Annotated in this window: 10 protein-coding genes; 4 read left to right on the forward strand and 6 right to left on the reverse strand. The window is 63.0% G+C overall.

Annotated elements, in window-relative coordinates:
• Positions 1 to 402: 402 nt before the first annotated feature.
• On the reverse strand, positions 403 to 2,511 hold the full coding sequence (locus ACWPW0_RS13895; protein WP_454255615.1) for a molybdopterin oxidoreductase family protein: 2,109 nt from the start codon (positions 2,509 to 2,511) through the stop codon (positions 403 to 405).
• Between the two features lie 330 nt (positions 2,512 to 2,841).
• Here ACWPW0_RS13895 and argF point away from each other — a divergent pair, with 330 nt between their 5' ends.
• Positions 2,842 to 3,756 carry an ornithine carbamoyltransferase gene (gene argF, locus ACWPW0_RS13900; RefSeq protein ID WP_454255616.1) on the forward strand — a complete coding sequence of 305 codons (915 nt, stop codon included), beginning with the start codon at positions 2,842 to 2,844 and terminating at the stop codon, positions 3,754 to 3,756.
• Positions 3,753 to 4,859, forward strand: a complete 1,107-nt coding sequence (locus tag ACWPW0_RS13905; RefSeq protein WP_454255617.1) for an ABC transporter ATP-binding protein — start codon at positions 3,753 to 3,755, stop codon at positions 4,857 to 4,859. The genes argF and ACWPW0_RS13905 overlap by 4 nt, the downstream gene beginning before the upstream one ends.
• 54 nt (positions 4,860 to 4,913) lie before the next feature.
• Here ACWPW0_RS13905 and ACWPW0_RS13910 read toward each other — a convergent pair whose 3' ends face one another.
• The 3 genes from ACWPW0_RS13910 to ybaK all read right to left on the reverse strand — a co-directional run bounded on the left by ACWPW0_RS13910 (position 4,914) and on the right by ybaK (position 7,908).
• Complete coding sequence (locus ACWPW0_RS13910; RefSeq protein WP_454255618.1) at positions 4,914 to 5,693, reverse strand: PhzF family phenazine biosynthesis protein; 780 nt, start codon at positions 5,691 to 5,693, stop codon at positions 4,914 to 4,916.
• A gap of 137 nt (positions 5,694 to 5,830) precedes the next feature.
• The gene (gene glpK, locus ACWPW0_RS13915) at positions 5,831 to 7,318 is read right to left on the reverse strand and encodes a glycerol kinase GlpK (RefSeq protein WP_454255619.1); all 1,488 of its coding nucleotides are present in this window, start codon (positions 7,316 to 7,318) and stop codon (positions 5,831 to 5,833) included.
• A 119-nt stretch (positions 7,319 to 7,437) separates the two neighbouring features.
• Positions 7,438 to 7,908: a Cys-tRNA(Pro) deacylase gene (ybaK, locus tag ACWPW0_RS13920; RefSeq protein WP_447592413.1), complete on the reverse strand. Its 471-nt coding sequence runs from the start codon at positions 7,906 to 7,908 to the stop codon at positions 7,438 to 7,440.
• Positions 7,909 to 8,079: 171 nt separating this feature from the next.
• On the opposite strand from ybaK, the gene ACWPW0_RS13925 reads away from it, so the two are divergent.
• Both ACWPW0_RS13925 and glpD read left to right on the forward strand, forming a co-directional pair.
• Positions 8,080 to 8,841, forward strand: coding sequence for a DeoR/GlpR family DNA-binding transcription regulator (locus ACWPW0_RS13925; RefSeq protein ID WP_454255620.1), 762 nt, complete (start codon positions 8,080 to 8,082; stop codon positions 8,839 to 8,841).
• A gap of 161 nt (positions 8,842 to 9,002) precedes the next feature.
• Entirely contained in the window at positions 9,003 to 10,529 is a 1,527-nt protein-coding gene (gene glpD, locus ACWPW0_RS13930) for a glycerol-3-phosphate dehydrogenase (protein ID WP_454255621.1), read from the forward strand.
• A 99-nt stretch (positions 10,530 to 10,628) separates the two neighbouring features.
• Here glpD and ACWPW0_RS13935 read toward each other — a convergent pair whose 3' ends face one another.
• Complete coding sequence (locus ACWPW0_RS13935) at positions 10,629 to 11,648, reverse strand: alpha/beta fold hydrolase (protein ID WP_454255622.1); 1,020 nt, start codon at positions 11,646 to 11,648, stop codon at positions 10,629 to 10,631.
• A 106-nt stretch (positions 11,649 to 11,754) separates the two neighbouring features.
• Positions 11,755 to 13,374, reverse strand: a complete 1,620-nt coding sequence (locus tag ACWPW0_RS13940) for an ATP-binding protein (RefSeq protein ID WP_454255623.1) — start codon at positions 13,372 to 13,374, stop codon at positions 11,755 to 11,757.

Here is a 13,374-nt window from a genome sequence, read left to right on the forward strand (position 1 = left end):
CGATTGTAACCGAAAAACCCAGTTGCGGGCTCGGGCATGCATGTTCGCGTACGTGTCAACGAGAGCAGGAGACAAAGCAGGCGCCATCCATGATCCGCCCACCGGAACAGCAAGAGCGTGCCTGTCAGGGCTGACCTGCACCCTCTCGCAAATCACGAGGGCGTGTTGGCGGTTCGCTCCAACTCATTGAATCGGTTGGAAATGTATTTTCAATCCAGCCCTCGGATAGGCCTCTTTAGGCCGTTGCGGACTCTGCAACTGGTGGGCTAAAGCCCACCCTACAAATTCTGCACCCTGCGTAGGGTGGGCTTCAGCCCACCAATCGGCGCGTCATGAAACGCAAAGGCCGAATGTTCACAACCGCCTCGATCCGGCCCATTCATGACCAAACGTCAACTAGTCCTAGGCCGCCTCGACCTGCACCGGCACGCCATTCAGCGCTGCGTTACCCGAAAGCGCATCAAGCTGACGCTCATCGGTCAGGTCATTGGCACTGGCGCCCGGTTGGGCGCTGGCGATGTCCATGCGCACGCCGGGGCGTGCATGGCCCCAGCCATGCGGCAGACTGACCACGCCCGGCATCATGTCGTCACTGGCAGCTACTTCTACCTCGACCATGCCGACCCGCGAACGCACCCGGACCCGCTGCCCATCGGCCAGGCCACGACCGGCCATGTCCTCAGGGTGCATCAGTAACTGATGGCGCGGCTTGCCTTTGACCAGGCGGTGATAGTTGTGCATCCATGAGTTGTTGCTGCGTACATGCCGGCGCCCGATAAGGATCAGCTCGCCACGCTGCGATTGCGGCGGCAAGGCGAAACGCTGCAGGTCCGCCACCAATTGCGCTGGTGCTGCCTCAACCTGCGCCGAGGGTGTTTTCAAGCGGCCGGCCAGGTTCGGCACCAATGGCCCGAGGTCGATGCCGTGGGGCTGTTCACGCAGCGCTGCCAGGTTGAGCTTGTGTGCCGACTGCTCCCCATAAGGGCCGTAACGCAGTCCCAGGTCGATCATCTGCTCAGGCGCCATGGTCGGCTTGAGCGTGTTGCCGGTTCGCGCGGCAAAAGCCTGCGCCAGGCCGACGAATATCTCCCAGTCGTGCAGTGAGCCTTCAGGTTTCGCCAGCACCGCCTCGTTGAAGCGGGTGACGTTGCGCACCGCGAACAGGTTGAAGGTGGTGTCGTAATGATCGTGTTCCAGTGGCGCGGTCGATGGCAGGATCAGGTCGGCATGGCGTGTGGTTTCGTTGATATAGAGATCGATGCTGAGCATGAACTCCAGTCCTTCCAGCGCCTGTTCGAGCTGGCGACCATTGGGCGTGGACAGCACCGGATTACCGGCAACGGTGATCAGCGCTCGTACCTGCCCTTCCCCTGGCGTGAGCATTTCCTCGGCCAACGCCGCAACTGGCAGTTCGCCGCCGTACTCGGGCAAACCGGAGACCCGACTTTGCCAGGCATTGAAATGACCACCTGCGGTAGTCGCCACCAGATCGACCGCCGGCGTGGTACACAGCGCGCCGCCTGGTCGATCGAGGTTGCCGGTCACCAGATTGATCAGTTGGATCAGCCAATGGCACAGGCTGCCAAAGGCCTGGGTGGAAACGCCCATGCGCCCGTAGCACACCGCCGATTCGGCGGCGGCAAAGTCGCGGGCCAACTGGCGAATCGTGTCGGCCGGCACGCCACAGCGCTCACTTATGACCTCGGCGCGGAATGGCGCAATGGCACGGCGCACTTCATCCAACCCGTTCACCGGTAGATGGCTCGTGCGGGTCAGGCCCTCGTCGAACAGGGTATTGAGCAAACCAAGCAACAAGGCCGCGTCGTTACCGGGGCGAACGAACACATGCTGGTCAGCCATCGCCGCCGTCTCACTGCGACGCGGGTCGACCACCACCAGCTTGCCGCCTCGCGCCTTTAGCGCTTTCAGGCGTTTCTCTACATCCGGCACGGTCATGATGCTGCCGTTGGATGCCAACGGATTCCCGCCCAGGATGAGCATGAAAGCCGTGTGATCGATATCCGGGATCGGCAGCAGCAAGCCATGGCCGTACATCAGGTAGCTGGTGAGGTGATGAGGCAGCTGATCCACCGAGGTCGCCGAAAAGCGATTACGGGTCTTCAACTGGCCGAGAAAGTAGTTGCTGTGGGTCATCAGGCCGTAGTTATGCACGCTGGGGTTACCCTGATAGACCGCCACGGCATTCTTGCCATGAAGCTCTTGAATCGCCGCCAGGCGCTCGGCCACCAACGCAAACGCCTCATCCCAACCAATGGCCTGCCACTGCTCTCCGATACGCCGCATGGGCTGGCGAATCCGATCAGGATCATTCTGGATGTCTTGCAGGGCCACGGCCTTGGGGCAGATATGCCCACGACTGAAGCTATCCTGGGCGTCACCCTTGATCGAACGGATCTGCGTGACGCCGTCCGCCTGTATCTCGGTCTCGATGGTCAGGCCACAAATGGCTTCACACAGATGGCATGCACGGTGATGGAGGGTCTTGGTCATGGCCTGGCCTCTTATAGGTATTCGAGTCGACCGGTCAGGTCGATTTCTAGACTATGGCCGCCCCGAGTTCACTTGACCACAGGCCCAAGCCCCATGAATCGGGCGTCATCAGGCATGCCGATAGCTCATCTATATGGCCGGAGCGTGTGAAAAATCGCTCCATTTCAGGCAGTTGCATGGCGCTCATTTGCTCCTGCGCAAGGTTTGCTTATAAGATCCGCCTTCCCCGTTTGTCGCCTCCATGCGGCTCCAGCCGCTGTCCGGTCTGCTTTTCTCTCGAAAACCCTGCCCCCGGAAATGGCGAATCGTTGTTGAACAAAGGTAGTCATGATGAGCGCTCGGCACTTTCTCTCGTTGATGGATTGCACTCCCCAGGAACTGGGCGACCTGCTCCGTCGAGCCATCGAGCTGAAGGACCTGCGCCGCCGCAACGTTCTCCTCGAACCCCTGAAGAACCGCGTGCTGGGGATGGTTTTCGAAAAAGCCTCGACCCGTACCCGCCTGTCCTTCGAGGCCGGCATGATCCAACTCGGCGGCCAGGCCATCTTCCTGTCGCCGCGCGATACCCAGCTCGGCCGTGGCGAACCGATCTCCGACAGCGCGCGGGTTATTTCGCGCATGCTCGACGTGGTGATGATCCGTACCTTCGCCCACAGCACCCTCACCGAGTTCGCCGAATACTCAACGGTGCCCGTGATCAATGGCCTGTCCGATGACCTGCACCCCTGCCAGTTGCTGGCCGACATGCAAACCTTTATCGAGCAGCGCGGCTCGATCCAGGGCAAGACAGTAGCCTGGGTCGGCGACGGCAACAACATGTGCAACTCCTATATAGAAGCCGCGCAGCAGTTCGACTTCCAGCTGCGCGTAGCCTGCCCGGTCGGCTATGAGCCCAAGGCCGAGTTTCTCGCCCAGGCCGGCGACCGCGTGCAGATCGTCCGTGATCCGCGCGAAGCCGTGGCCGGTGCCCACCTGGTCAGCACCGACGTATGGACCTCCATGGGGCAGGAAGAAGAAGCAGCCGAGCGTCTGGCCCTGTTCAAGCCTTATCAGGTCGACCGTGCCCTGCTCGATGCCGCCGATCCATCGGTGATCTTCCTGCACTGCCTGCCGGCCCATCGCGGCGAGGAGATCAGCGAAGACCTGCTCGACGACCCCCGCTCGCTGGCGTGGGACCAGGCGGAAAACCGTCTGCATGCACAGAAGGCGCTGCTCGAATTCCTCGTCAATCCGGTGCAATCATGAGCCATTCCCTGCTGCTCAGCCTGCGTAACCTGGCGTGCGGCTACCATGAACACCCCGTGGTGCAGCAGCTCAACCTGCACCTCAACGCAGGCGATATCGGTTGCCTGCTGGGCCCATCGGGCTGCGGCAAGACCACCACCCTGCGCGCCATTGCCGGCTTCGAGCCAGTCATCGAAGGTGAAATCCAGCTGGCCGGCGAAGTCATTTCCCGCGCCGGCTTCACCCTCGCCCCGGAAAAGCGCCGCATCGGCATGGTGTTCCAGGATTACGCGCTGTTCCCGCATCTGTGCGTGGCCGACAACGTCGCCTTCGGCATTCGCAAGCACCCACAGCGCGAGCAGATCACCGCCGAGCTGCTGGAGCTGGTCAACCTGGGCAACCTGGGCAAGCGTTATCCCCACGAGTTGTCGGGCGGCCAGCAGCAACGCGTTTCACTGGCCCGCGCCTTGGCGCCAGAGCCACAGTTGCTGTTGCTCGACGAACCCTTCTCCAACCTCGATGGCGAGCTGCGCCGCCGCCTCAGCCACGAGGTGCGCGACATCCTCAAAGCCCGCGGCACCAGCGCCATTCTGGTAACCCACGACCAGGAAGAAGCCTTCGCCGTCAGCGACCATGTTGGCGTGTTCAAGGAAGGCCATCTGGAGCAATGGGATACCCCGTTCAACCTCTACCACGAACCCCTGACCCCGTTCGTGGCCAGCTTCGTCGGCCAGGGCTATTTCATTCGTGGCCAGCTGCTGACCCCGGATACGGTGCAGACCGAGCTGGGCGTAATCCGTGGCAACCGTGCATACACCTGGGCCACCGGCAGCGCCGTGGACGTGTTGCTGCGTCCAGACGATATCGTCTATGCCCCGGAGAGCGAGCTGAAGGCCCACATCGTCGGCAAGACCTTCCTCGGTGCTGCCACCCTGTATCGCCTGCAACTGCCCACCGGCACCCAGCTGGAAGCCATCTTCCCCAGCCATGCCGACCACCTGCCCGGACAGCAGGTGGGCATTCGTATCGCCGCGGACCACCTGGTGGTGTTCCCCGCCCAGGGCAGCGTAGCGGCACAGGTCAACCTGGCAGAAGCCGGCGTTCGACGCTTCAGCAGCAACTGATCCTGTTGCCGCCCAGAGCAGCACACGTCACAGCACTGCCGATCAAGCGAGACCCTACAGATGCAGGGTGCCGCTAGCCACTAAAACAGCGTGACCGGCGATCTTCACTCGCTCCCCCTCCAGCCGACAGTGCAACTCACCACCCCGGGCCGAGCACTGGAACGCCTTAAGCTCATTGCGCCCCAGGCGCTTCGCCCAGTACGGCACCAGCAAACAATGGGTAGAACCGGTCACCGGGTCTTCGTTGATACCGATGGCCGGCGCGAAATAGCGCGAGACGAAATCATGCTGCTCGCCGGGCGCGGTGATGATCACCCCCAGCCCAGGTAACTGAGCGAGTGCCACAAAGTCTGGGCGACACGCACGTACCGCCTGCTCGGATTCCAGCACCGCCAGCAACTCATTGCCCTGCTGGGCCGCAACAACCGGCACACCCAGCGCCCGCTCCAGTTCGGCACTCACGGGAACATCCGCCACGCGCGCGACCGGGAAGTCCAGCACCAGCCGATCCGTCTCCCGGCTCACCGCCAAGGCGCCGGACTTGCAAGTGAAGGCCAGACGCTCACCGGGCTCGCCGTAGACCTCGAACAGCACATGAGCGGTGGCCAAGGTCGCATGGCCACATAACGGCACTTCAGCTGCTGGGGTAAACCAGCGGATATGCCAGTGCTCGCCTTCGCGCACGACGAAGGCTGTCTCGGCCTGGTTATGTTCGGCAGCGATCTGTTGCATCAGGTTGTCGGACAACCAGGTGTCCAGCCGATAGACCACCGCCGGGTTGCCGCTGAAGGGTTGCTGGGTAAAGGCATCGATCTGGTGAAACGCAAGGCGCATGGCAAAACTCCTGTCACAGTGCCAGTAGCATGCCGCACGTGCGCGTCAGGCGCCCGATACAGTCCTCAGAAAAAAGCAGCGTTACAGCTGACGACAACACCTCATATCGATCGCCCTGCAACGCCGAGCGCTCACACTCAGCCCTCGCTGCGCACCCGCTTGACCGCATCCAGCCAACCGGCATACAGCCCCTGACGGTGGGATTCGTCGATACGCGGCACGAAGCGCTGCTGGCGGTGCCAGTGGCTGGCGATCTCGTCGAGGTCGCGGTACAGGCCGGCCTGCATGCCCGCCAGGTAGGCCACGCCGAGCGCCGTGGTCTCGGTCACTTCTGGTCGTTCCACGGGTACCCCGAGGATATCGGCCAGGAACTGCATGACCCAGTTGTTGACCACCATGCCACCATCTACCCGCAGAGCGCTGAGCTCGGCGCCACCGTCCTGGCGCATCGCCTCAAGCAGGTCGCGGGTCTGGTAGCAAACCGACTGCAACCCGGCCGTGACGATCTCCTTGATCCCGGTGTCCCGGGTCAGGCCGAAGATGGCGCCCCGGGCCTTCGGGTCCCAGTACGGCGCACCGAGGCCAGTAAATGCAGGCACCAGGTAGACCCCACAGGAATCACCGGTCTGCTCCGCCAGCGGCTCGGTATCCCGCGCATCGCTGATCAGTTTGATGCCGTCACGCAGCCACTGCACCGCCGCCCCGGCAACGAAGATGCTGCCCTCCACCGCATAGGTGACCTTGCCGTTGAGACGATAAGCAACCGTGGTCAGCAGGCGGTTCTTCGACACCACCGGCGTACTGCCGGTGTTCTGAATCATGAAGCACCCTGTACCGTAGGTACTCTTGACCATCCCCCGTTCGAAACAGGCCTGGCCGATCAACGCGGCCTGCTGGTCCCCGGCCATGCCCAGCACGGGAATCGAGGCGCCGAACAGGCTGGCCTCGGTACTGCCGAAATCAGCGGCGCAATCGAGCACCTCCGGCAGCAGGCTGCGTGGAATGTCGAACAGTGCGAGCAGGTCGTCGTCCCATTCCTGCGTGTGAATGTTGAACAGCAGGGTGCGCGAGGCATTGCTGGCATCCGTGCGGTGCACCGCGCCCCCGGTCAGGCGCCACAGGAGAAAACAGTCAACGGTGCCGAAGCGCAACTCGCCCCGCTCGGCGCGCTCACGAGCACCCGGCACGTTATCCAGGGTCCACCGCAGCTTGGTCGCAGAGAAATAGGGATCAATCAACAGGCCGCTGCGCTCGGCGACACGCTCTTCATGGCCTGCCGCCTTGAGCTCGGCGCAATAGTCCGCTGTGCGTCGATCCTGCCAGACGATGGCTGGATGGATTGGCATGCCTGTCGTTGCATCCCAGACGATGGTGGTCTCACGCTGGTTGGTGATGCCGATGGCCCGAACGTCCTCGGCCTTCAAACCCTTCTGCGCCAGCGCCTCGCGACAGACCTTGAGCGTGGTCAGCCAGATTTCCTCGGCGTCATGCTCGACCCAGCCATCCTTGGGAAAGTACTGCTTGAACTCCTGCTGGGCGCGCGCCAATGGCAACCCCTGGGCACTGAAAACGATGGCACGTGAACTGGTGGTGCCCTGGTCGATGGCAAGCAGGTAGTGGGACATGCAGGATTTCCTTGTTGTTATACGGTGCATTCAAGCGGTGCCAGTCAATAAGAGCGAGCTCTGCTCGCGAAGGGGCGACTGTCAGGGGTCATTCGCGAGCAGAGCGCGCTCCTAGAGAATCACTCGCGGCCGATATGGGCGAAATGCCCCTGGGTGTGCAGCGCCAGCAAGTCAGCGCTCAGCTCTACCTCCAGGCCACGGCGTCCTGCGCTGACATACAGGGTTGGATACTGCTGCGCCGATACGTCGATAAAAGTGCGCAAGCGCTTCTTCTGCCCCAACGGGCTGATGCCACCGACCAGATACCCCGTGCTGCGCTGCGCCGCGTGCGGGTCGGCCATATCGACCTTCTTCACCCCAGCAGCCTGGGCAAGGGCCTTGAGGTCGAGGCTGCCAACTACCGGCACCACCGCCACCAACAGTTCGCCCTTTTCGCTGGCAGCCAGCAGGGTCTTGAACACACGCGCAGGGTCCAGACCCAGCTTTTCCGCCGCCTCCAGGCCATAGGATGCAGCCTTGGGGTCATGCTGGTAACTGTGCACGTGATGTTCGGCCTTGGCCTTTTTCAATAGATCGATGGCGGGTGTCATGTTCGAATGTGAAAATCAGTGGAGAATTGCGCTACCTTAGCCGAAAAAACTGCGGGAAGCAGTCCTTAACATCACGCAGCGGTGATCGTGGCTACCATGAGTAGCAGGGCAGAAACGTCGCCGCCCGCAGCACCTGGCTATAATGCCGCGCGAAATAATCCGGACGCCACCATGAGCCTTCCACCCCGCCAGCACAGCATCCTCGAACACGCCCGCGAACGCGGCTATGTCAGTATCGACGAGTTGGCCCAGGCCTTTGCCGTCACCCCGCAGACCATCCGCCGCGACATCAATCAGTTGGCCGAACAGGGCCTGCTTCGACGCACCCACGGCGGAGCGGCCAGCGAAAGCTCGAGCATCCAGAACACCGCCTACGCCATGCGTGCCGGGCAAATGCGCGAGGACAAGCAGCGCATTGCCGAGGCCATCGCCGCGCAGATTCCCGACCACGCCTCGCTGTTCATCAACATCGGCACCACCACCGAAGCCATCGCCCGCGCCCTGCTCAACCACAAGGGCCTCAAAGTGATCACCAACAACCTGCACGTAGCGGCCCAGCTCAGCGCCAAGGCCGACTTCGAGGTGCTGGTCGCCGGCGGGACAGTGCGTAGCGACGGCGGCGTAGTCGGCCAGGCTGCCGTGGATTTCATTAGCCAGTTCAAGGTCGACTTTGCCTTGGTCGGCATCAGCGGCATTGACGAAGACGGCAGCCTGCTGGACTTCGACTACCAGGAAGTTCGCGTCTCACAAGCCATCATCGACAATGCACGTCAGGTGTTCCTCGCCGCCGACTCCAGCAAGTTCGGCCGCAACGCCGTGGTGCGCCTGGGCCCGATCAGCCTGGTGGACCGCGTCTACACCGACGCCGCCCCGCCTTCGGCGGCCCTGCTTCGCCAGGTCAACGAGCACAAGATCCAGCTTATCGTCGTATAGGGTGTGATCACCCAATCAGGCTGATTTCCGAGCCCTACTGATACCTGTGCAGCCTTGCGCGGCCAATCTTTACAAGACTGGCCAAAGCAGCCTCCTTCAGCTAGCATATTTTCGATATCGAACATTTAAATGTTCACATTCAAATATTCCTGGTGCCCGCCATGTCCGACAGACCGACGCCTCCTCTCGCTGAAATCTATGACCTGGCCGTCGTGGGTGGCGGTATCAACGGCACCGGCATCGCCGCCGATGCCGCCGGGCGTGGGCTGTCGGTATTCCTCTGCGAGCGCGACGACTTGGCCAGCCACACCTCTTCGGCCAGCAGCAAGCTGATCCACGGCGGCCTGCGTTATCTGGAGCACTATGAGTTCCGTCTGGTGCGCGAAGCTCTCGCCGAGCGCGAAGTGCTATTGGCCAAGGCTCCGCACATCGTCAAGCCGATGCGCTTCATCCTGCCGCACCGCCCGCACCTGCGCCCGGCCTGGATGATCCGTGCCGGGCTGTTCCTCTACGACCACCTGGGCAAACGCGAGCAACTGGCCGGTTCGCATGGCGTGCGCTTTGGCCCGGGCAGCCCGCTGCAGACCTCGATCAGCCGCGGCTTCGAATACTCCGATTGCTGGGTGGATGATGCGCGCCTGGTCGTGCTCAACGCCATGGCCGCCCGCGAGCATCGCGCCCACGTCCACACCCGCACCCGCTGTGTCAGCGCACGGCGCAGCAAGGGCTTGTGGCACCTGCACCTGGAACGTGCCGATGGCAGTCTCTTTTCCATTCGCGCCCGCGCACTGGTGAATGCCGCCGGCCCCTGGGTGGCCCGCTTCATCGAGGACGACCTCAAGCAAAAAGCCCCCTACGGCATCCGCCTGATCCAGGGCAGCCACATCGTCGTGCCACGCCTGCATGACAATGATCAGGCCTACATTCTGCAGAACGAAGACCAGCGCATCGTCTTCGTCATCCCGTGGCTGGAGCGCCTCAGCCTGATCGGCACCACTGACCGCGAATACCACGGCGACCCGGCCAAGGTGAGCATCAACGACGAAGAAATCGACTACCTGCTGAAGGTGGTCAATGCCCACTTCAAGCGACCGATCAGCCGCAGCGATATCGTGCACACCTACTCGGGTGTACGCCCGCTATGCGACGACGAATCGGATGACCCGGCCGCCGTTACCCGCGACTACACCCTCGCCCTCAGCGCCCAACCTGGCGAGTCCCCGCTGCTCTCCGTGTTCGGAGGCAAATTGACCACCTACCGCAAACTGGCCGAATCCGCGCTCCAACACCTAGCCCCCTACTTCCCTCACCTGCGCCCAAGCTGGACGGCAGACACGCCGCTACCAGGCGGAGAACAGATGAGCAGCCGCGCCACACTGGTCGAACAACTCTGCACGCGGCACCCCTGGCTGCCACACGACCTTGCGCAGCGCTGGGCCGGCACCTACGGCACCCGCACCTGGCGCCTACTGGACGGGGTACAACAGTTGGGCGACCTTGGCGAATCGCTCGGTGCCGGGCTGTATGCCCGTGAAGTGGACTACCTGCGCCACGAGGAGTGGGCAGTGGAAGCCGAAGACATCCTCTGGCGCCGCACCAAACTCGGCCTGTTCATGACGCCCGGACAACAGAAACGCCTCCGCGATTATCTGAGCAACTGCCGGCAAGCGCTGGCTGCTGGCGTCTGAAGGCTGCATGCATCTGATAGACATCGCCAGTGGTGAACATACGGCGCTCCCTAAACAAATCGGAACCGCTGAAACGTTGGCATGAGCTGACGAACCACTCTACAGCGAATGAGCCCTCGCTTCGTTTCTCTGCGCCAGACGCGGCTCGCCATCCAGGCGATGCACCTGCAGGTAGGGAATCACCACCGCCAGCAGCGGTTCCTTGAAGGCCGCCTGGAAACGATGCGCCAGACCGGGAATCAACGCCAACTGGCTGCCCTTGAGATGCGCGGCCACGTGCACGCCATGCATCACCGGCAGCAGCGGATCGGCGGTGCCGTGTACCACCAGCGCCGGGACATGCAGGCGATTGAGCAGTTCGACCCGGCTCGGTTCCGCCAGGATCGCCAGGATCTGCCGCTGCACGCCCTGTGGGTTGAACGCCCGGTCATAGGCACGCGCAGCCTCACGCAGCAGGAGTGGACGATCCACGCTCACCTGCGGGCTGCCCAGTGCCGCGAGCAGGTCCGCCTGCTGGGCGATGGCCGCTTCGCGATTCGGCGCCTCGCGCCGGGCCAGCAGCGACAGCAAGGCGGCCTGAGGTGCGGGGAGCCCAGGTGCGCCGGAACTGGTCATCACCAGGGTCAGGCTTTCCACACGCTGCGGAGCGATATCGGCCATGTGCTGGGCAATCATCCCGCCCATGCTGGCACCCAACACATGAAAACGCTGGATGCCCAGCACATCCATCAGCCCCAGGCCGTCGCCGGCCATGTCACGCAGGCTATAGGGCGCGCTAACACTCAGACCCAGGCGGTAACGCAGGGCCTCGTAGGCCAGATTGGCAGATGCTGGCGGATGCGCCCAGGTAGAAAGCCCTACATCACGGTTATCGAAGCGAATCACCCGGAAGCCCTGCTCGCATAGACGCGTCACCACTTCGTCCGGCCAGTGGATCAATTGCCCACCCAGGCCCATCACCAGCAACAGAGCCGGGTCCTGTTCGCGCCCCACGCTCTGGTAGGCCAGGCGCACCTCGCCCACCGCGGCCATCGCCACCGGCGTATCGACATCGCAACGGGAAGCCGCGAAACACGGCAGAGCGGCCAACACCATGGCCAGAAACATCACCACACGCATGCAAACACCCGACACGCAGACCCCCAATGAGGCGCAAGTCTGCCGTCATGCGTTACAGCGCGCTGCCACAGATCGATGACAGTTTGATGAAGTTTGCCGAACGGTATCAGCCGTGCAGTCCACCTTCCTGCTGTCGCGGCCAGACCAGGGAGAACTGCGCGCCACCCAGCGAAGGACTGCGACTGATCGAGGCACGCCCAGCGTGCCAATAGATGATGCGGCGCACGATGGACAAGCCCAGACCATGCCCGCCCGAAGCGCGGGTACGGCTGTCGTCCAGGCGCAGGAAGGGGGCGAAAACCCGCTCCCAGGCTGCTTCGGGAATACCGGGGCCATCATCCTCCACGTCCACCCGGCAGCGGCGCGGACCGATGCGATAGGACAGTCGCACATGCGAGTCGGCATGACGCATCGCGTTGCTGACCAGGTTGAGCAGCGCCCGGTGCAGGTAGCGCGGTTCAGCCTCGATGATCGCCCCGCCGCCCTCAGGCGCGTCCTGCGAGGCTCCGAGTTCGATGCGCACATTGCCGCGCAACGGCGCCAGCTCGTCGATCACCTGCTCCAGCATGGCGCGCAGGTCGACCGCCTCGTAGTTCAACGCCGGCGAGCCCTGCTCCAGACGCGCATACACCAGCATTTCATCGACCAGTTTGTCGAGCTCCTGAATGTCGCTGTCCATCCCGGTCATGTACTTGAGCCGGGCCTGATCATTCTCCGCATCACCGATCATTTCCAGGCCGAAGCGCAGCCGCGCCACCGGCGTGCGCAATTCATGGGATACCGCACGGACCATTTCCCGCTGCATGCCAAGCAAGCGCTGCAACTGCTCGGCCATGGCATTGAACGCCGACGCCAGACGCCCTACAGAGTCGGTACCCAGGCTGGGCACTCGCGTATCCAGTTGGCCACTGGCGAGCAGCGAAGCCGCCTGCTCCAGCCCTTCCAGCCGGCGTTCCAGGCGGCGTACCAGCAGGTACAGAATCAGCCCGGTCAGGCTCAGGCCGAGCACCCCGACCAGGACCAGCAGCTCGGTCGGATAAGGGTTCATCTGATACAGCGGGCCGACTTCCAGCACCCAGGGCGTACCGACCATCCCGGCAATCACGCGGATCGAATCACCGCCCTTACCCAGCGCCAATACCGTATCGCCCTCCTCGACCCGGCGCCGCTGGTCGTCATCGAGATCAACCTTTTCCAGCGTCACCAGGCGCAACTCGTAGCCAAACTGCTTGGCCGCCTTGAGTTCCGCCAGGCGCCTGGGCTGCTCGACGATCGGGTAACGCACCAGCTCATCCATCAACAGGTACACGGTGGCCCGCGCCAACTGCTCGCTGATCTGCTCGATCTCAGCAGTCAGCACCAGTTTCTCCGCCGCGCTGACCAGGCTATAGACTATCGCCGCATGCGGGCCGGTCTGTTCCACCAGCACCTGCCCGCGCAACAACTGCCCGCGTGCGCGCCCATCCAGCGGTTCGCTACCCAGTTGCTCCAGGGTCAACGGCACCCCGAGCAGACGGCTCCAGGTCACCAGCGCTCGACGCCGGTCCACCTCCTCCATGCGCTCCAGATTATCGGCCATCAGGCGGAAGGTGCCGCGTGCCAGCTCCTCGCGATACTGATCGCTGCGCACATCGTTGGTCAGCTGCAGCGCACCGACACCCAGCAGCGCCACCAGCACCAGGGCCGCGATGATGCCGCCATAGATGCGCAGGAAGATCGAGTTCAT

This window comes from Pseudomonas sp. Marseille-Q8238, from assembly GCF_965111915.1.